Genomic DNA, 20,021 nt, shown 5'->3' with positions numbered 1-20,021 from the left:
TCCCGGCGTTGCCACGTTGGCAAACGTATTGGGCGCCGTGCAGGTTGCAGGCAGATAAAAGTAGTCAATAAAACTGACGCGTTTTTGTGCAGAGTGATCGCGCTTTTGCAGTGGTTGTTCTTGTATGTTGCTGTTTGCTGTTTGCTGTTTGCTGTTTGCTGTTTGCTGTTTGCTGTTTGCTGTTTGCTGTTTGCTGTTTGCTGTTGGGTTGCGATGTTGCCGTTGCTTTTGACGTTCTTCCCCTATTAAAGCCCAGCACCGAGGGCATGGAGGGAGACCTCAGGCTCCCGACCAACCGAGGGCAGCCCGGAGGGCCGCAAGGCTGGGGTCGCCTTTCTTTGGCGAAGCAAAGAAAGTGACGTGGGCCCGGCACCCCGGGTATCAAATGCCCTTCAATTCGCGCCGAAGGCGCTAACACGGTCAACAATATGAACCAGGTCAACCACCCCGGATTCCCGCTTCGCTCCATCCGGGCTACAAGGTGGTTCTGGTCGGCAAAGGCCACCTGTGCTGGCCAGGCCTCGGCTGCCCCACTGGATTCCCGCCTCCGCGGGAATGACGAAGTGGTATGCGTGGCATCAGGCCCTCAGGCGGCCCAAACCACCCCCATCACAACTTCCCCAACATCTCCCGCGTAATCAGCACCACGCCTTCTTCGCTGCGATAAAACCGTTTGCTGTCTTCCTCTGCGTTTTCACCCACCACCAGGCCATCCGGAATCACGCAGCCCCGGTCAATCACGCAGCGGCGCAAGCGGCTGGAGCGGCCGACGCTGACGTCTGGCAAGATCACCGCCGAGTCAATGGTGCAGAACGAATGCACCCGCACGCGGGAGAACAGCACGGAGTTGATGACCAGCGAGCCAGAGACAATGCAGCCGCCGGATACCAGCGAATTGAGCGTCATACCGTGGCTGCCGTTGCGGTCTTGCACAAACTTGGCGGGCGGCAGTTGTTCCTGGTGGCTCCAGATCGGCCAGTCGCGGTCATACACGTCCAGTTCCGGTGTCACGGAGGCCAGGTCCAGATTGGCTTTCCAGTACGCGTCAACCGTACCGACATCGCGCCAGTAGGGCGGGGATTCCGGGTCGGTGGACACGCAAGAGAGCTCGAACGGATGAGCAAAGGCTTTGCCCTGGGCTACGGCCTTGGGGATCAGGTCTTTGCCAAAATCGTGGCTGGATTTATCGTCCTGGATGTCTTCTTCCAGAATCTGGTTCAGATAGGCGGCATTGAAGATATAAATGCCCATCGAGGCGAGAGAAGATTCCGGCTTGCCTGGCATGGGGGGCGGGTCGGCCGGTTTTTCCACAAAGTCGATAATGCGGCGGTATTCATCCATGTGGATGACGCCAAACGCGCTGGCATCTGCTCGGGGCACTTCAATGCAGGCCACGGTGCATTCGCCGCCTTGCTCGACGTGATCGAGCAACATGCGCGAGTAATCCATCTTGTAAATGTGGTCGCCAGCCAGGATGACCACATACTCGGGCCGGTAACCGCGGATGATGTCCAGGTTCTGGTACACGGCGTCGCCGGTGCCGCGATACCAGTGTTCTTCATCAATGCGTTGCTGGGCGGGTAGCAGGTCGACGAACTCGTTCATCTCGTTGCGCAGAAAGGACCAGCCGCGCTGCAAATGACGTAGCAGGCTGTGTGATTTGTACTGCGTAATCACGCCAATGCGCCGAATGCCGGAGTTCAGACAGTTAGAGAGGGCAAAGTCGATGATGCGGAACTTGCCACCGAAATGGACCGCCGGTTTGGCCCGGCGATCCGTCAGGGCTTTCAAACGGGAACCACGACCACCCGCCAGCACCAGCGCCACCGATTTATTCGGTAATTGCCGGGCCAGCGTGATCTTGTCCATGATCGGATATTGCATGGTGGTCTCCACGGTTTTCTGGTGAGCGCCCATTGTTCTGCCCCTCTTTGTTGGTGGTGTTTATCAGGTCACAACCGTGGGTTCGGTGCGTCCTGTGATCTGTGAGATGCGGGCCAGTTCGCGCGAGGTGGTGATCAGGTCAGCCAGCGCGTCCTGAGTCGGCGTGGCGTGACGCGCCACATCGGCCTCGTAGCTTTCAAGATAGACCCGCAATGTCGCGCCTTCCGTACCCGTGCCGGACAAGCGGTAGATGAGCCGCGCGCCGTCTTCAAAAATGATGCGCACACCTTGCTTTTGGGTGGTCGAACCGTCGACCGGATCATGGTAGGCAAAGTCATCTGCCAGTTTGACCTTGCGGTGTGCCAGTTGCGTGCCGGCCAGTTGCGGCAAGCGGGCGCGCAACTCATCCATCAGCGTGTTGGCAGCGTCGGTATCGATGCCTTCGTAGTCGTGGCGCGAATAGAAGTGACGGCCATATTTGGCCCAGTGTTCGGTGACGATCTGGTTCACGCTCTTGCCGGTGGCGGCCAGAATGTTCAGCCAGTACAGCACGGCCCAGACACCATCTTTCTCGCGGATATGGTTGGAACCGGTGCCGTAGCTTTCTTCACCACACAAGGTGGCTTTGCCGGCGTCCAGCAAGTTGCCGAAAAATTTCCAGCCGGTAGGCGTCTCGTAGCAAGGGATGCCCAGCGCCTTGGCGACCACATCGGCCGCTTGCGAGGTCGGCATGGAGCGCGCAATACCACTAATGCCTTGCTTGTAGCCCGGTGCAACCGTGGCATGCGCGGCGATGATGGCCAGGCTGTCAGAAGGGGTGACGACCAGGTGGCGGCCCACGATCATGTTGCGATCGGCATCACCGTCTGAGGCGGCGCCCATATCCGGCGCATCGGCAGCGTTCAGGTGATCGACCAGATCGCTGGCATAAACCGGGTTGGGGTCAGGATGATGGCCGCCAAAGTCTTCCAGCGGTACCCCATTGACCACCGAACCCTTGGGCGCGCCCAGCAGGTCTTCAAAAATATGTCTGGCGTACGGGCCACCCACAGCGGAAAGGGCGTCGTAACGGATGCGGTGGCCGGCGGCCAGCCACTGCTTGATGGCGGCAAAGTCAAACAATTGCTGCATCAGCTCGCTGTAGTCGGCCACGGGGTCGATGATCTCGACCATCATGCCATCGAGCGTGCCGCTGGCGATGGTGTCGATATCGTAGTCTGGCGCGTCGGAAATCAGATATTGCTGGATGGTGCCGGTTTTGGCGTAAATGGCATCGGTGACTTTCTCCGGGGCCGGGCCGCCATTATCAATGTTGTACTTGATGCCGAAATCGCCCTCCGGGCCACCCGGGTTGTGCGAGGCCGACAAAATGATGCCGCCAGAGAGCTTGTGCTTGCGGATCACGCAACTGGTGCCCGGGGTCGACAGAATGCCGCCCTGGCCGACCATGACTTTGCCCACGCCATTGGCGGCCGCCATTTTCAGGATGATCTGTACCGCCGCGCGATTGTGGTAGCGGCCGTCGCCACCCAGTGCCAGCGTTTTGCCCTTGACGTCGCCCAGCGCATCAAAGATAGCCTGGACGAAGTTCTCCAGATAATGCGGCTCTTGAAACACCCCGACTTTCTTGCGCAGCCCTGATGTCCCCGGCTTCTGACCGGCAATGGGCTGGGTGGTGATGGTTTGCGTACTCATGATATTGCCCTGTTCTAAAGCACTGTTTGAACCAAGCGACCGGCCCGCCGGGCCGGATGCCGCGTGGGTACAGTCGCTCTCATGATTGAGCCGGGCCGCCGTCCACCGTCATGACGGTGACACTGCGCGGCGAGGCACGATATTCGTCCTGGTGCAGACCTGATTCTTTGGCTTCGGCGCTGGCCAGTTCAACGCGCCAGCAGCCGGGGGGTAAACGAAACTCCAGTTGGTGCGCAGAGCCATTGATCAGCAGCAAGATGTTGCCCTTTAATGCCAACATCATGGCGCGCGCCGCACTGTCGTCCCAGTCATGCGATTTCAGTACCCCGCCAGACGGATTGAGCCATTGCACATCGTATTGCCCATCCGGCGAGGGCGTATCTTGCCACCATTGGCCGTTGACCAGAATGGGGCAAGCCTTGCGCAAGGCAATCAGGCGGGCCACAAAGCTGATCATTTCGTCATCGGCGTTGTGCCAGTCCAGCCAACTGGTGGCGTTGTTCTGGCAGTAGGCGTTGTTGTTGCCGTTCTGGGTCTGGGCGAGTTCATCGCCCGCCAGCAGCATGGGTGTGCCTTGCGCCAGCATCAGCGTGGCGAGCAGGGCGCGGCGGGAGCGCGTGCGCAACAGGGTGACGTCTTCATCCTCGGTCGGGCCTTCTTCGCCGCAATTCCACGAGTAATTCTCGTTATGGCCGTCGCGGTTGTTTTCGCCATTGGCCTTGTTGTGCTTCTGGTTGTAACTGGTCAGATCAGCCAGGGTGAAACCGTCATGCGCTGTCACCAGATTGATCGATGCCCACGGCTTGCGGCCCGCTACGCCAAACAGGTCGCTGGAGGCCGCCAGCCGCTGCGCCAGTTGCCCACGATTGATGCCGTCACGCAGCCAGAAGCGGCGCAGCGTGTCACGGTATTGGTCGTTCCACTCGGCCCAGCCGGGCGGAAAGTGTCCCAACTGGTAACCACCGGGACCGACATCCCAGGGCTCGGCAATCAGTTTGATGTGAGCCAGCAGCGGGTCCTGCGCAATGGCGGCAAACGGGCCGGCTTGCGTGGTGTAGCCACCACCCGCACCCCGGCCCAGGACCGGGGCCAGATCAAAGCGGAAACCATCGACATGACACTCGCTCACCCAGTAGCGCAGGCTGTCCGTCAACAATTGCAGCATGCGCGGATGGCTTAACTTGAGCGTGTTGCCGCAGCCGGTCCAGTTTTCGTAACTGCCGTCGCTGGCGATATGGTAGTAACTGGTGTTGTCGATGCCGCGCAAAGAGAGCGTCGGACCTTTTTCATCCAGTTCTGCGGTGTGGTTGAACACCACATCCATGATGACTTCCAGCCCGGCAGCGTGCAGTGCCTTGACCAGATCACGAAATTCGGAGAGCGGCGTGGAACCCTCCCGGCCGGACCAGTAGGCAGATTCGACCGCCATCAGCGCCAGCGGGTTGTAGCCCCAGTAGTTGGAGAGATTCATGCGCTGCAGCCGGGGTTCATCGGCATGCAGCGTCACCGGCATCAGTTCGACGGTGGTGACACCGAGGCGCTTGAGGTGCGCAATCACCGCCGGGTGGGCAAAGCCGGCGTAGGTGCCGCGCAATGGCGCTGGCACTTCTGGATGCAGCATGGTCATGCCACGAACATGGGCCTCGTAGATGACGGTGTGCGCCCACGGCACATGCGGTGACTGATCTGTACCCCAATCATAGGGCTGCGGGTTGACGCGTGCTTTGGGTGCGAGTTCTGCGCTGTCGGTGGGGTCGGGCTGGCCGGGGTTTTCCAGATCGTCGCCCAGAAAATTGGAGTGATCATGGGCATGGCCGATCACGTCGGTGGCGTAGGGGTCCAGCAGCAGCTTGTTGGGGTTGAAACGGAAACCTTCGCGCGGTGCATAGCGGCCACTGACCCGGTAGCCATACACCTGACCGGCTTTGCCGCCAGGCAAAAAGCCGTGCCAGATATTGTTCTCGTGCGCGGGTAGCGGCAAACGGGTCTCTTTGCCGTCAGCATCAAACAAACACAACTCGACCGCGCTGGCGTTTTCGGAAAACAGCGCAAAGTTGATGCCGTCGTTCTGGAGTGTGGCGCCCAGTGGATACGGGCGGCCATCCGCAAGACTCATGGGGCCACCCGTTTGAGGTAGATGGTAGCCAGTGGCGGCAGTGTCAGCACCAGGGAGTGCGGCTGACCGTTGCAGCCTTCTTCCGTGGTGTATTGCGGCGGGTTGCCCACGTCACTGCCCGCGTAGTAGCGTGAGTCGGTGTTCAGAATTTCGGCGTACTGCCCGGCTTCGGGCACGCCAACCCGGTAGCCCTCACGCGGTAGCGGTGTGAAATTGCAGATCACCACAATGCTGTCGCCCGGGCTATTGCCATGACGAATGAACGGGTAAACCGAATTGGCCGTGTCGTCAGCGTTGATCCAGCTAAAGCCGGCTTCGTTGAAGTCTTGCTCATGCAACGCACCTTCGCGCTTGTAAACCTGGTTGAGATCACGCACCAGTGATTGCACGCCCCGGTGCCAGTCCACATCCAGCAAATGCCAGTCAAGGCTCGATTCATGCGTCCACTCACGGCCCTGGCCAAATTCGCAGCCCATAAACAGCAGCTTTTTGCCCGGATGCGCCCACATGAAGGCGTAATAGGCGCGCAGATTGGCAAACTGTTGCCAGGCGTCCCCAGGCATGCGTGACAGCAAGGAGCCCTTGCCGTGGACTACCTCATCATGCGAGAGCGGCAGCACAAAGTTCTCGTGCCAGGCGTACATCAGGCCAAACGTCATTTTGTTGTGGTGATATTGGCGATGCACCGGGTCCAGCTTCATGTACGACAGCGTGTCGTTCATCCAGCCCATATTCCACTTGTAGTGGAACCCGAGGCCCCCGTCTGACGGCGGGCGGGTGACGGCGGGGAAGGCGGTGGATTCTTCGGCAATGGTGATGGCTTCCTGGCGCACGCTGCCGACGGTTTCGTTCATGCGCTTGAGAAAATCCACGGCCTCCAGGTTCTCGCGCCCGCCAAAGCGGTTAGGTACCCATTCGCCTTCCTTGCGGCTGTAATCGCGGTAGAGCATGGAGGCCACGGCATCCACGCGCAGCCCATCGATGCCGTAGCGTTCAATCCAGTACAGCGCGTTGCCGATCAGATAGTTGCGAACTTCGTTACGGCCATAGTTGAAGATCAGCGTGTTCCAGTCCTGATGAAAGCCTTCCTTGGGGTCGGCATGTTCATACAAGTGCGTGCCGTCAAAGCGCGCCAGACCATGCGCATCAGACGGGAAATGCCCCGGCACCCAATCAAGAATGATGCCGATGCCTGCCCGGTGCGCGGTATCGATCAGATGACGGAAATCATCCGGTGTGCCAAAGCGGGACGTCGGGGCGTACATGCCCAGCGGTTGATAGCCCCAAGAGGCATCAAACGGGTGCTCATTGACCGGCATCAGTTCAATGTGGGTAAAGCCCAGGTCTTCCACATAGGGGATGAGCTGATCGGCCAGTTCACGGTAAGTGAGCCAGCGCTGGCCGTCTTCCGGCACGCGTTTCCAGGAACCAAGGTGGACTTCATAAATAGAGACCGGGGCGTTAAACGCATTGGCTTTGCGGCGGGCGTCGCTGGGCTCTACCCATGCTGGCAGCCGGGCGACCTTGCTGGCCGTGCCGGGGCGCAGTTCCATGGTCAGGCCGTAGGGGTCTGATTTGAGGAAAATCTCGCCGTTCTGGTCGCGAATTTCGTATTTGTACATCTGGCCGATCTGCGCACCGGGCATGAAGATTTCCCAGACGCCGCATTCCGGCCGAAAACGCATGGGGTGACGGCGGCCATCCCAGTAATTGAAATCTCCCACCAGTGCCACACGCTGGGCATTGGGCGCCCACACTGCAAAGGCCACGCCGCCGACACCATCAATAGTGGTGGGGTGCGTGCCCAGCTTTTCATAGGGCCGGGTATGGGTGCCTTCCGCCAGTAGCCAGACATCCATATCCCCAAGACTGGGGCCGAAGCGGTAGGCGTCTTCCAGATCAAACTGCCCGTGTGCCCAGGTGACCAGCAACCGGTAGGCAAAGCGGTTTTTGCGGCGCGGGATCAAGCCTTCAAAGAAGCCGCGTTCATCCGTGCAGGGCAGGGTGACCAGTTTGCGGCCGCTGGTATCAACCACCGTAACGGCGGAGGCCTGCGGCTGAAAAGTACGGATCACCAGCCCCTCATCGCTTTCGTGCAGACCCAGTACGGCAAAGGGATCGGTATGGTCGCCGTCAAACAGGGCGTCGCGGGCAGCTGCATCAAGCAAGTAGGGCATGGGGCACGATCTCTTGGTGGATTTTGTCGGGAAATCAATCTGGTTCACGTGCTATATAAGCAGCGGTGCAAGTGCAGCATGACACCTGCACCGTGTAGCTGCTGTTAATTTATAGTCCAACGGTGACACGCATGCTGTATTGCAAGAAAGAGTTTGTATATCCGTTTTCAGACATATCTCGGCGCGGTATCAGATAGCGCTTACAAAACCGGAATGCTGATTCAAAGGGGAGCAATACATGGCCAGATCGACCAAAACCTGGTGGCGCGGCGCGGTGATTTACCAGATCTACCCGCGCAGCTTCATGGATAGCAACGGCGACGGTGTCGGCGACTTGCCCGGCATCCGCCAGCATGTGACGTACCTGAAACGGCTCAATATTGACGCAGTCTGGATCTCGCCGTTCTTTACCTCTCCGATGAAAGACTTTGGCTACGATGTATCCGACTACCGGGATGTCGATCCGCTGTTTGGCACACTGGCAGACTTTGACGCTCTGGTTGTTGATCTGCACAAGGCCGGGTTGAAGGTCATCATTGACCAGGTGCTGTCACATTCCTCCGACGCGCACCCCTGGTTTACCGAGAGTCGCGCCAGCCGCGATAACCCCAAGGCCGACTGGTATGTCTGGGCCGATGCCCGCCCGGATGGCACGCCGCCTTCCAACTGGTTGTCCGTGTTTGGCGGCTCTGCGTGGCAGTGGGATACCCAGCGCCGCCAGTACTATCTGCACAACTTTTTGACCAGTCAGCCTGATCTGAACTTTCACAATGAAGAGGTCCAGCAAGCCACCCTGGATAACATCGAGTTCTGGCTCAAGCGCGGGGTGGATGGTTTCCGGTTTGATGCGTGCAACTATCATTTTCATGACCGCAAGCTGCGCAGCAATCCGCCGGCGGAAGACGCCGATGAAATGACCGTGACGCTCTCCAACCCCTATGGCATGCAGCAGCACCGCTACGACAAAAGCCGCCCGCAGAACCTCAAGTTTCTCAAGCGCGTGCGTAAATTGCTGGATCAGTACAGCGCGGCCAGTGTGGGCGAAGTGGGGGACGATGATTCGCTGGCGTGCATGGCCCAGTACACCTCTGGCGGGGACAAACTCAACCAGGCCTATAGTTTCAACCTGCTGACCGAAACGCACTCTGCGGAATATATCCGTACCCAGGTGGAAGACCTGGAAGCGCAACTGGCCCTGCACGACAAACCCGGCTGGGCGTGCTGGTCGGTGGGTAATCATGACGTGCCGCGCGTGCTCACCCGTTGGGGCCATAACACCGACGACACGCAGTTTTCAAAGCTGGCGCTGGCGCTGGTCACCACCTTGCGCGGCAGTAGCTGTTTGTATCAGGGGGATGAGCTGGGCTTGCCGGAAGCCGACATTCCCTATGCCTTGTTACAAGACCCGTATGGCAAAGCATTCTGGCCAGAATTCAAAGGCCGGGATGGCTGCCGCACCCCGATGCCCTGGCGCAAGAACGCGGCATTTGGCGGGTTCTCTACGATCCAGCCCTGGTTGCCGGTGCCTGGTGAACATCTGGCGCGCGCGGTTGGCGTGCAAGAGCGGCCGCCGGAATCCGTACTCAACTTCACCCGGCATTTTCTGGCGTGGCGGCGTGGCTATCCGGCGCTGATCCGGGGCGATATTCACTTTCACAAAGTGCCGGAACCCGCCTTGTTGTACACCCGCAAGCACGAGGGCACGACGGTGCTGGTGGCTTTTAACCTGAGCAGCGCCAAGGTGCGCGTCAAGCTGCCCAATAGCGTGCGTGATGTCATTCCGCTCTCCGGGCACGGTCTGGGGCGCGGCCTGATTGAAAACGGCATGCTGGAACTGGGTGCATTTGGCGGGGTGTTTGCCACGGTGCGCTGATCCGGGTTTGGGGGCTGACACAAGCCGGGGACTTCCTTTTGTGCGGCCACGCCCGCACGATAGCGCTTTGGGCCGCGCCCGGAGCAGATTGCAACCATGCTTGAACTTGATCCATTGATGGCCCAGCGCATCGCCGACCGGGCCATGCAGGCCATCGACTGCAATGTGAATGTGATGGATGCCCACGGCATCATCATTGGCAGTGGCGACAAACAGCGCCTGGGGTCTTTGCATGAAGGTGCGGTACTGGCGATCTCCCGCGCCCGCACGGTTGAAGTTGATCAGGCCGCCGCCGACCAGTTACGCGGGGTGCGGCCCGGCATCAACCTGCCGCTACGGGCACAGGGCCACATCGTCGGCGCCATTGGTTTGACGGGGGAGCCGGCGGCCGTGCGCCAGGTGGGTGAGCTGGTGCGGATGACGGCAGAAATGATGCTGGAACAACTGGCGCTCACGCACTTGCTGGAACGTGATTCCCGCCTGCGTGAAGAACTGGTGCTGCATCTGATTCGGGATGAACCCTTGCCCGAGAGCCTGATGGCCTGGGCGCAGCGCCTGCAACTGGATCTGACCATGCCACGCGTGGTGGCGGTGGTAGAAATCGACAGTAGCAATATGGCGGTGGATGAGGCGCTGCAAGAACTACAGCAGGTCCATGCCTTGCTGGTCAGCCCGGCGCGGGACAACCTGGTGGCCACGGTGTCGCTGACCGAGTTGGTGATTCTCAAGCCGGCGCTGGATCACAACGGGCAATGGCAACCGGAGGTTCATCGCAAGCGCGTACACGCGCTGTTGGGGCGCATGCATGAACCGCGCCGCTCTACGGTACGCATTGCGCTGGGCCAGTATTTTGCCGGGAGCGGCGGGATTGCGCGGTCCTGGCGCACCGCCCGCGCTACGCTGGCCGTCGGTAAATCCCGCCAGCCTGGCCAACAGGTGTTCTGCTATCAGGACCTGGTGTTTCCGGTGCTGCTGGATGGCCTGCGGGAAGGCTGGCAAGCGACAGAAATCCGCCAGCCCTTGCTGCGTCTGGCCGAACAAGACCCGCGCGGGCAGTTGCGCCGTACCCTGGCGCAGTGGTTTGCCCACAATATGCAGCCGCTGGCGACGGCCACGGCGTTGCACATTCACCGCAATACGCTGGATTACCGTTTACGCCGGATTGAAGAAATCAGCGGCCTGCGCCTGGCGCAAACGGACGATTGCATGCGTTTGTATCTGGCCCTGCAACTGGCTGATCCGGCCTGACCTGCGCAGGTGCTCGCCGGTTGTTTTGTATGCGAAAGTCATGACCACTACAAATAAAGTCTAAAACGGCTGCGTATGGGTAAATGGATTGGGCGGATGCCCAGGTTGTTGCATATTTTTGTTTGTAAAAATCTGGCGTTTGCATGGGGTTTTTCTGCGTACACCCCGGTAATGTAGTGATCGTTAACTTAACTACATTCGGCATGAAATCGGGCTGCGTGGGTCTGGCACAAGCCGGGCCGGCTCGCCCGGACGACGACTGCACATGCCATTCAACCGGGAATTGCCATCATGACAAGCACCGCAGCGCAGACCAATGAGGTTGTGCTGGAGCAGGCCTACAAGAAAGTCACCCTTCACCTGCTGCCTTTTATCTTCATTTGTTATCTGTTCAATTATTTTGACCGTGTGAATGTCGGCTTTGCCAAACTGCAAATGCTGGATGATTTGCACCTGAGCGAAACCGTATACGGCCTGGGCGCCGGGATATTCTTTGTCGGCTACGTGCTGTTTGGCGTGCCCAGCAACCTGATGCTGCGCAAGGTTGGCGCACGGCGCTGGATTGCGGTGCTGATGATGCTGTGGGGTTCGCTCTCGGCCAGTTTGATGCTGGTTAAATCGCCCACCTCATTCTACGTTCTGCGGTTTTTGACCGGCGTGGCAGAGGCGGGGTTCTTCCCTGGCATCGTGCTCTATTTCACGCACTGGTTCCCCTCTGCCCGGCGCGGCCGGATCATGGCCCTGTTCATGTCCGCGATTCCGGTTTCCGGCTTGCTGGGCGGCCCGTTCTCCGGCTGGATTCTGGATCACTTTGCCCAGGGTCAGGGCGGGCTGGCCGGCTGGCAATGGCTGTATCTGCTGCAGGGTATCCCCACCGTGCTGCTGGGCGTGGCCGTCTTGTTCTGTTTGAACGATGGCATCAAGCAAGCGCGCTGGCTGGATGAACGTGAACAAACCCTCCTGCTGGCTGCTTTGGCCGAGGACGAGCAGAACAAACCCAAAGGTGCAGCGGATTCATTTGCCAGCGTGCTGCGCAATCCGGCGGTGTGGATGCTGGGCATGATCTACTTCTGTATTCAGAGCGGCGTGTATGCCATCAATTTCTGGTTGCCTTCCATCATCAAAACGCTTGGGTTCCAGAATGCGCAAGTGATTGGCTGGCTCAGTGCCATCCCCTATCTGATTGCCGGGATTTTCATGGTGCTGGTTGGACGCTCTGCCGACAAACATCATGAACGGCGTTGGCATGTGATGGTGCCCATGCTGATGGGCATGACCGGACTGATTGTGGCTGCCAATTTTGCGCATAGCCCGCTGATTGCCATGCTGGGTCTGACCTTGGCGACCATGGGTGCGCTGACCGGTTTACCCATGTTCTGGCCGCTACCGGCTGGCTACCTGAGCGCGGCGGCTGCAGCAGGCGGGCTGGCGCTGATCAATTCGCTGGGGCAAATGGCTGGTTTTCTTAGCCCCTATCTGGTGGGCTGGATCAAGGACGCCACGCACAGTACCGATCTGGCGCTGTATATCCTGGCGGGCGTAATGCTACTAGGCGTGCTGCTGGTGTCGCGCATCCCGGCAGCCACGGTCAATCGCTAAACCGGTCATCACAAGATTGCGCCGCCGAATGGCTGACTTGCAATCGCTCTGGAATAAAAAGCATGAAAATTGTCATTGCGCCTGACTCTTACAAAGAAAGCCTGACGGCGCTGGAAGTGGCGGAACACATCGAAGCCGGTTTTCGCGAGGTGTTTCCGGCCGCACAGTACGTCAAGGTGCCGATGGCAGACGGCGGCGAAGGCACCGTGCAAGCCATGATTGAAGCCACGCAAGGCCAGCGTATTGCCGTCACGGTAACCGGCCCGCTGGGGCAGCCGGTGCCGGCGTTTTACGGCCTGACCGGCGATGGCCATACGGCGGTGATTGAAATGGCCGCCGCCAGCGGTCTGGCGCTGGTGCCCCCCACCCAGCGCAACCCGTTGCTGACCACCAGTTATGGCACGGGAGAGTTGATCCGCGCCGCGCTGGATAAAGGCGCGCGGCGATTCATCATCGGCCTGGGTGGCAGCGCGACCAATGATGGCGGCGCGGGCCTCGCCCAGGCGCTGGGGGCGCGCTTTACCGATCTTGCAGGGGCCAGTATTGGCCCGGGTGGTGGCGCACTGGCTCAACTGGCGCACATTGATTTCAGCACGCTGGATGCACGGCTGGCGCAATGCCAGATCGATGTCGCATGTGACGTTGATAATCCGCTCACTGGGCCGCAAGGCGCCTCAGCCATCTTTGGGCCGCAGAAAGGCGCAACCCCGGCCATGGTGGCGCAACTGGACCAAAGCCTGGCCCACTTGGGGCAATTGCTGGCGCAGGTGGTCGGTTCGGGCGTGGCGGATTGCCCCGGTGCGGGCGCTGCGGGTGGCATGGGCGCCATGCTGCTGGCGTTGGGCGGTCATTTGCGCCCCGGCGTAGAGATCGTGACCGACGCCGTTGCGCTGGCAGCGGCGCTGCAGGATGCCGATCTGGTCATCACCGGAGAAGGGCGCATGGATAGCCAGACCATTCATGGCAAAACCCCCATGGGCGTGGCACAGGTTGCGCAACGCCAGGGGATTCCGGTGATTGGTATCGCCGGCTGTTTATCCAGCGACGTCGCCGTAGTGTATCCGCATGGTTTTGCTGCCGTCTTCAGTGTGATGCACGCGGCCAGTACGGTGGAAGAAGCGCTGGCGCAGGCGGCCGGCAACGTCCGGCTGGCCGCTCGCAACGTGGCGGCGGCGCTGCGGGTTGGGCAAGCGCTCAGGGGCTAAAGTTGCCAGACCGGTCAGTGTGAGTGGCCATGTCTCGCGGCGGTTTTAATGGCCAGACGTCGCCATGACCTCAGCACTCGCCAGTGCGGCTGCCCTGGTCCTGGCCGCCAGATTGTCCGGTCTGGTGGTACGCCTGGCCAATGAAACGCTGATACAACACGGCGCCCAGCACCCCGCCGACGATGGGGCCAAGGATGGGAACCCACCATATGCCTTGAGCGAAACCGGTGTTCTTGAACCCGGCGATACCTGCGAACAGGCGCGGGCCGAAATCCCGTGCCGGGTTGAGTGCATAACCATGCATGCCGCCGAAGGCAATGCCCATCACCATAATCAACAAAGACACGGCCAAGGGTGTGAGCCATTGGGTATGTTTCTGCGGCAGCAGATCAGCCAATGCAAACAGCAGACTGACCAGCAGGCCGGTTCCCACAATCTGGTCAATCAAGCCGGGCAAGAAATGGCCGGTGATCGCGGGGAAGGTGGTCAGCACACCCGCCGTGTATGCCAGTTGTGGATCAAACTCCACCCACTTGGCGTGGTAAACCACAAAGGCCAGTGCTGCCCCAAGGAAAGCCCCGGCCAGTTGCGCCACGATGTAATGCGGCAGCTTGCGCCAGGGGAAGCGGCCACAAACGGCCAGCGCAATGGACACAGCCGGGTTCAGGTGTGCGCCGCTAATCCGGATGCTGATCACAATGCCAAACATCACGGCCAGCCCCCAGCCGATCACGACATGGGTATAGCCGCCGTTGACCAGGGTGCCCACGTGGGGGGAAAACAGCGTGACCATGCAATTTGTACCGCTGCCGAGCAAAATCAAAACAAAGGTGCCCAGGAGTTCAGCAACAAACTCCTGGCGTCGGGAAAAACGCATCATGGTTCCATGCACAGAGAAGGGGGCGGGGTACGGGCACCACGGACAATGGCCAACACGGGGTGCCGTTCAGGTGTATACCGCATTTTGCGACGCAAGCCGATCTGCCGCTTTGATGAAAGTGCCGTAGCGGGCGCGCTGTGTGAATTTTAAGAGCCAAAATGGCCAGAGTCATCTGCCCTGGCCGCTTTACAATCACTGGCTTTGCCTGAGGATTCTGCTGTGAGCAACTTGCCCTCCTGTCCGAAATGCCATTCTGCGTTCACCTGGGAAGACGGCGCAATGCTGGTCTGCCCGGAGTGCGCACATGAATGGCCCGTGAACGCCGCAGAAACGCATGATGACGAGGTCAAAGTGATCAAGGACGCGGTGGGTAACGTATTGCAGGATGGCGATACGGTCACGGTGATGAAAGACCTGAAAGTGAAAGGGTCCTCTCTGGTGGTCAAGGTGGGGACCAAGGTCAAGAATATTCGTCTGGTCGACGGCGATCACGATATTGACTGCAAGATCGACGGTATTGGCGCCATGAAACTGAAGTCGGAGTTCGTCAAGAAGGTTTGACCCCGGCCCGCCCAGACCGGGCGGGCACACGCTTAGTGACCGAATGTGGCGACGACTTCTGCGTTGCCGAGTGCCTGCGCCTTGATCTTGTCTGCCAGATTGTCCGGGCTGTCGCTGGCCTCTGCCGCCAGTTTGCCGGTTTTCAGCGCGTAGACGGTGAAATGGTAGTGATGCGGCTTGTCCCCCGCAGGTGGGCAGGCGCCGCTGTACGAGTTACTGCCGCTGCTGTTGCGACCTTGCAGCGCACCTGCAGGCAAGATCTTGCTGTTGTACTCGCCGGTATTGCCCGCCACGCTGCTTACACTGGCGCGTATGTCGAACAAAACCCAGTGATACCAGGTGCGCGCGCCGGGTGCATCCGGGTCCCACACCACAATGGCGTAACCTTGCGTGCCGGCGGGTGGATTGTGCCAGGCCAGGTCCGGCGAGAGATTCTGGCCCTTGCAGCCATCGCCATAAGCAATTTGTTTGGGGTTGAGCGTGCCGGGCGTGACATCGTGGCTGGTGACGGTAAAGCTGGCGGCCTGACTGAGGCCGGTCGCGAGTAACAGCGCACCGGCCCAGGCTGGAAAGCGTCTCATGATGGTGTTCCTTCTCTCTGAATAAAAAGGCAGTGCTGGTCAATGGCGCGGTATGAATCCGCTTGCACTGCGCCAACCCATCATAGAAAAACCGGACCGGCGTATGTCGCCCGATCCGGTCAGATTCTGGCCTGAACCGGTCACGCCAGGCTGAGCTGGCTATCCATATGCGGGCTGGCCACAGGGGTCTGGAAAGACGCGCGCAACGCCAGGGGGGATAACCCGAAACGCTGGCGGAAGGCCCCGGCAAAGCGCGACGGCGAGATATACCCGCAGGCCTCGGCAATGCGCTGGATAGGCGTGCTGCCATCCATCACCATCGCCAGCGCGCGCTCCATGCGCACATCCAGCAACAACTCGCTGAACGAGGCCCCCTCGTCGCGCAGACGCCGGCGCAGGGAAGACTCACTCAGCGCCAGTTTGCGGGCGACTTCATCGGCATGCCAGTCTGCCGCGACATTGCCATAGAGTGTCCAGACCACGCGTTCACGCCAGCGGCCCGGCTGCGCCAGCACCACATCCCGCGCCACGCCCTGGCGCGCCAGTGCCAGCCACAGCGCTTCCCAGCGCAGTTCAACCAGCGCGTCAGACAGTTTGTCGTGCCGGGTGATGAGAATTTCGCTGATGTAGTCGTGCAGCGCCTGGCGGCAGGCGGTATCCGGTGCCAGCAAAGGGTGGTCGTCCAGTTGCGCGGGCAGAACACTGGCATAACGCTGGCGAAAGCGCTGCATCATGCTGGCGTCTGCGGCAATCACCACCGCCGCAAAAAAGCCCTGGGCCGGATCGGGCACGTTGGTAAAGGTGATGCTGGTGCCGGCGCTCACGGTAAACCAGTCGCCCGCGCGGCAAACGTACTCGCCGCTGGTCGTTTTGATGTGCTTTTCCCCGGCCAGCACCGCAATCAGGCACGGTATGAAATACGGCGTGCGCTGCACCTGCACCCGGTGATGAAAGCGAAATAACGCCGCGCCGCCCACAAATGTGCGCTCGGCCAGATGGGGCAAGGCCATGAGTTGCGATAACAGGGTTTGGTGCATGGAACGACCCCGACCGGTTGGGATGGGCGCATAGCCTACCCCCAGTTCATGACATTGGCTTGGCTTTGCTTGCCAACGGCAATGAAGGTGTCGCGTCCACGCGCCAGCCAGCAGGCGGCGCAGGCGCGTTGTTGCCGCTGTTTTCTGACAAGACCAGCCACTCTTGTCAGGATTGTTTGAAAATATACTTATATATCAATGACTTGTGTTTTTGGTTGTGACTGGTTTTACAGATAAAAGTCGAGTAAAATAGTCGGCTTTCCAACCCTTGCCAGAAAGCAGCCAGCCTATGCTTGATCGCTTGCGTGAAGACATCCGGGCCATTCTTGAGCGCGATCCCGCCGCACGTTCCATCTGGGAAGTGGTCATCTGTTATCCGGGTTTCCAGGCGCAAACGCTGCATCGCATCGCGCACGGCCTGTGGCTGCGTGACTGCAAACTGCTGGCCCGCTCGATCTCGCACTTTGGCCGCTGGCTGACCGGCATTGAAATTCATCCGGGCGCCACAATTGGCCGCCGGGTGTTTATTGATCACGGCATGGGTGTAGTGATTGGCGAAACCGCCGAGATTGGCGACGACTGCACCTTGTACCAGGGCGTGACCCTGGGCGGGACGTCATTGCATGAAGGCAAGCGCCACCCGACGCTGGAAGAAGGCGTGGTGGTCGGCGCCGGTGCCAAGGTGCTGGGTGGTTTCACCGTGGGGCGGGGTGCCAAAATTGGCCCCAACGCCGTGGTGATCAAACCCGTGCCGGCCGGTGCCACCATGGTGGCCAGCGTGGCACGCATGGTCGACAAGGCGCGGGACAAGGTTCGCGCCGAGCAGGCCGAAAAAATGGGCTTCACGGCGTATGGTTTATCTGCCGACATGAATGACCCGACGGTCAAAGCGATCCATGGCTTGCTGGATCACTCGGTCAACACCGACAAGCGTCTGGACATGATCCTGGCCCGTCTGGAACAACTGGGTGTGGATTGTTCCAAAGAGCGCGCCGAACAAGACGCGTTTGACCCCAATTACCTCAACCGGATTGTCGAGGAATAAGAGCAGCATCCAAAACCCTGCCGGCGATGTTGTGCTCGTACTACTTGTACTGTCTTCGTTTCGCACGCCTTGCCGGCACCGCTTCGCCGGGTTTTGTTAGCCGCTTCAGGCCCTCGGCAAGCCGGTATTTTGCCGGTAAAAACCCACTGAACTACCAGGGTTTTTAGTTGACTAAATTTGTAGGGTATTTTACGATGCGCCCTATACGATCAACCAGGACAAAGCGATGCGACTGACGACCAAAGGCCGGTTTGCCGTAACGGCAATGCTCGACCTGTCCCTGCGCCAGGCCAAAGGCCCGGTGACGCTGGCAGGGATCAGCGAACGCCAGCAGATTTCGCTTTCTTACCTGGAACAACTGTTTGGCAAGCTGCGCCGCCGTGAACTGGTGGAAAGCGTACGCGGCCCCGGTGGTGGTTACTGTCTGGCGCGTGGCGCCGACCTGATCACCGTGGCCGAGATCATCAAGGCTGTCGATGAACCGATCGACGCCACGCAATGCGGTGGCAAGGAAAACTGCCTGGAAGACCACCGCTGCATGACTCACGATCTGTGGGCCAGCCTGAACAAAACCATTTACGACTATCTGTCGTCCGTCACGCTGGCGCAGCTGGTTGAACAACAGCACGAAAAAGCGCGCCGCCGCGAGCAATGCCAGCAAACCGTCCTGATGGACCAGCGCCCAGGCAGAGCGACAGAAGCCGTCAGCGTGTTGCCGGGTCTGTAAGACCCGCTGCACCGAAACAGCATTACAACGCACAGATTGAGCACGGAGTACCTGTAATGGACCGCAAGTTGCCGATTTACCTTGATTACTCTGCCACCACCCCGGTTGATCCGCGCGTGGCGCAGAAAATGATTCCTTACCTGACCGAACACTTCGGCAACCCCGCGTCGCGTTCGCACGCCTACGGCTGGGAAACGGAATCGGCCGTGGAAGAAGCGCGTGAGCAAGTCGCCGCGCTGTTGAACTGCGATGCCAAGGAAATCGTGTGGACTTCCGGCGCTACGGAATCTGACAATCTGGCGATCAAGGGCGCCGCGCACTTCTATCAATCGAAGGGCAAGCACCTGATCACCGTGAAGACGGAACACAAGGCGGTGCTCGACACCACCCGTGAACTGGAACGCGAAGGTTTTGAAGTGACCTACCTGGATGTGAAGGCCGATGGCCTGATCGATCTGGATGTACTGAAAGCCGCGATCCGCCCGGACACCATTCTTATCTCGGTCATGCTGGTGAACAACGAAATCGGCGTGATTCAGGACGTCGACGCCATTGGTGAACTGTGCCGCGAGAAGGGCATTGTGTTCCATGTCGATGCCGCGCAAGCCACCGGCAAAGTGGTGATCGACCTGCAAAAGTCCAAGATTGACCTGCTGGCGCTGTCCGCGCACAAGACCTACGGCCCGAAGGGCATTGGCGCGCTGTATATCCGCCGCAAGCCGCGTATCCGTCTGGAAGCGCAAATGCATGGTGGCGGCCACGAACGGGGTTTCCGTTCCGGCACGCTGGCGACACACCAGATTGTCGGCATGGGTGAGGCGTTCCGCATTGCCCGTGAAGAAATGGGCACGGAACTGGAACGCATCCGCATGCTGCGTGATCGTCTGTGGGCCGGTATTTCGGATATCGAAGAGACCCATCTGAACGGTGACATGGATCAGCGCGTACCGCATAACCTCAACGTGAGCTTTAACTTTGTTGAAGGCGAATCCCTGATCATGGCGCTGAAAGAACTGGCCGTGTCTTCTGGTTCGGCCTGTACTTCTGCCAGCCTGGAACCGTCTTACGTACTGCGCGCGCTGGGTCGTTCGGATGAACTGGCGCATTCGTCCATCCGTTTCACCATTGGCCGCTTTACCACGGTTGAAGATATCGATTTCGCCGTCAAATTGATCCATGAAAAGATCGGCAAACTGCGTGAACTCTCCCCGCTGTGGGAAATGTTCAAGGACGGCGTGGACATCAGCCAGGTGCAGTGGGCTGCCCACTGATTGTGTGTGAGGGGTGAGGTGTGAGGAGAAAAACCGCCACGCCCCTTGGTGTGCAAACAGATTGAAATCAGGTCGTGAGTGCTGGTGCTTAAACGGGTTTTACCCCTGACACCTCACCCCTC

16 protein-coding genes are annotated in these 20,021 nt (G+C 59.7%); 8 read left to right on the top strand and 8 right to left on the bottom strand.

Features of this window, described 5'->3' with window-relative positions; all coding sequences use genetic code 11:
- Positions 1-64 precede the first annotated feature (64 nt).
- The 5 genes from HNQ50_RS08685 to glgB form a co-directional block, all read right to left on the bottom strand.
- Positions 65-268: a hypothetical protein gene (locus HNQ50_RS08685; RefSeq protein WP_246428672.1), complete on the bottom strand. Its 204-nt coding sequence runs from the start codon at positions 266-268 to the stop codon at positions 65-67.
- A gap of 341 nt (positions 269-609) precedes the next feature.
- On the bottom strand, positions 610-1,884 hold the full coding sequence (gene glgC / locus HNQ50_RS08680) for a glucose-1-phosphate adenylyltransferase (RefSeq protein ID WP_184099620.1): 1,275 nt from the start codon (positions 1,882-1,884) through the stop codon (positions 610-612).
- 63 nt (positions 1,885-1,947) lie between these two features.
- Entirely contained in the window at positions 1,948-3,579 is a 1,632-nt protein-coding gene (locus tag HNQ50_RS08675) for an alpha-D-glucose phosphate-specific phosphoglucomutase (RefSeq protein WP_184099619.1), read from the bottom strand.
- A 79-nt stretch (positions 3,580-3,658) separates the two neighbouring features.
- A complete protein-coding gene (gene glgX / locus HNQ50_RS08670) occupies positions 3,659-5,695 on the bottom strand; it encodes a glycogen debranching protein GlgX (RefSeq protein WP_184099617.1) in 2,037 nt (678 codons plus the stop codon).
- Positions 5,692-7,872 carry a 1,4-alpha-glucan branching protein GlgB gene (glgB, locus tag HNQ50_RS08665; RefSeq protein WP_184099615.1) on the bottom strand — a complete coding sequence of 727 codons (2,181 nt, stop codon included), beginning with the start codon at positions 7,870-7,872 and terminating at the stop codon, positions 5,692-5,694. Before glgB ends, glgX begins: the two co-directional genes overlap by 4 nt.
- Positions 7,873-8,110: 238 nt before the next feature.
- Between glgB and HNQ50_RS08660 the strand changes: the two genes are divergently transcribed.
- From HNQ50_RS08660 to HNQ50_RS08645, 4 genes are all read left to right on the top strand, one after another.
- Complete coding sequence (locus HNQ50_RS08660) at positions 8,111-9,745, top strand: alpha-glucosidase (RefSeq protein ID WP_184099613.1); 1,635 nt, start codon at positions 8,111-8,113, stop codon at positions 9,743-9,745.
- Between the two features lie 96 nt (positions 9,746-9,841).
- A complete protein-coding gene (locus tag HNQ50_RS08655; protein ID WP_184099611.1) occupies positions 9,842-10,993 on the top strand; it encodes a sugar diacid recognition domain-containing protein in 1,152 nt (383 codons plus the stop codon).
- A gap of 291 nt (positions 10,994-11,284) precedes the next feature.
- Positions 11,285-12,592 (top strand): MFS transporter, encoded by a 1,308-nt coding sequence (locus HNQ50_RS08650; RefSeq protein WP_184099609.1) that lies wholly within the window; start codon positions 11,285-11,287, stop codon positions 12,590-12,592.
- A gap of 62 nt (positions 12,593-12,654) precedes the next feature.
- Positions 12,655-13,797: a glycerate kinase gene (locus tag HNQ50_RS08645; RefSeq protein ID WP_184099607.1), complete on the top strand. Its 1,143-nt coding sequence runs from the start codon at positions 12,655-12,657 to the stop codon at positions 13,795-13,797.
- A gap of 70 nt (positions 13,798-13,867) precedes the next feature.
- Here HNQ50_RS08645 and HNQ50_RS08640 read toward each other — a convergent pair whose 3' ends face one another.
- Positions 13,868-14,677 carry an MIP/aquaporin family protein gene (locus HNQ50_RS08640; protein WP_221303088.1) on the bottom strand — a complete coding sequence of 270 codons (810 nt, stop codon included), beginning with the start codon at positions 14,675-14,677 and terminating at the stop codon, positions 13,868-13,870.
- 219 nt (positions 14,678-14,896) lie between these two features.
- Here HNQ50_RS08640 and HNQ50_RS08635 point away from each other — a divergent pair, with 219 nt between their 5' ends.
- Entirely contained in the window at positions 14,897-15,238 is a 342-nt protein-coding gene (locus tag HNQ50_RS08635; protein WP_184099605.1) for a zinc ribbon domain-containing protein YjdM, read from the top strand.
- Between the two features lie 32 nt (positions 15,239-15,270).
- Here the strand turns inward: HNQ50_RS08635 and HNQ50_RS08630 are convergent, their stop codons facing one another.
- Together HNQ50_RS08630 and HNQ50_RS08625 are read right to left on the bottom strand one after the other, a co-directional pair.
- Entirely contained in the window at positions 15,271-15,819 is a 549-nt protein-coding gene (locus tag HNQ50_RS08630) for a YbhB/YbcL family Raf kinase inhibitor-like protein (RefSeq protein WP_184099603.1), read from the bottom strand.
- Between the two features lie 140 nt (positions 15,820-15,959).
- Positions 15,960-16,856 (bottom strand): AraC family transcriptional regulator, encoded by an 897-nt coding sequence (locus HNQ50_RS08625; RefSeq protein ID WP_184099601.1) that lies wholly within the window; start codon positions 16,854-16,856, stop codon positions 15,960-15,962.
- Positions 16,857-17,124: 268 nt separating this feature from the next.
- On the opposite strand from HNQ50_RS08625, the gene cysE reads away from it, so the two are divergent.
- The 3 genes from cysE (at position 17,125) to HNQ50_RS08610 (ending at position 19,899) form a co-directional block, all read left to right on the top strand.
- Positions 17,125-17,901 (top strand): serine O-acetyltransferase, encoded by a 777-nt coding sequence (gene cysE, locus HNQ50_RS08620; protein WP_308419144.1) that lies wholly within the window; start codon positions 17,125-17,127, stop codon positions 17,899-17,901.
- Between the two features lie 226 nt (positions 17,902-18,127).
- The gene (gene iscR, locus HNQ50_RS08615; RefSeq protein WP_184099597.1) at positions 18,128-18,628 is read left to right on the top strand and encodes a Fe-S cluster assembly transcriptional regulator IscR; all 501 of its coding nucleotides are present in this window, start codon (positions 18,128-18,130) and stop codon (positions 18,626-18,628) included.
- A 56-nt stretch (positions 18,629-18,684) separates the two neighbouring features.
- The gene (locus HNQ50_RS08610; protein WP_184099595.1) at positions 18,685-19,899 is read left to right on the top strand and encodes an IscS subfamily cysteine desulfurase; all 1,215 of its coding nucleotides are present in this window, start codon (positions 18,685-18,687) and stop codon (positions 19,897-19,899) included.
- The last annotated feature ends 122 nt before the right edge of the window (positions 19,900-20,021 follow it).

Origin of the sequence: Silvimonas terrae, assembly GCF_014202765.1 — a bacterium.
Taxonomy (GTDB): Bacteria; Pseudomonadota; Gammaproteobacteria; order Burkholderiales; family Chitinibacteraceae; genus Silvimonas; species Silvimonas terrae.
Note: the sequence above shows the minus strand (reverse complement) of the source record. Positions and strands in the feature narration are given on the sequence as shown.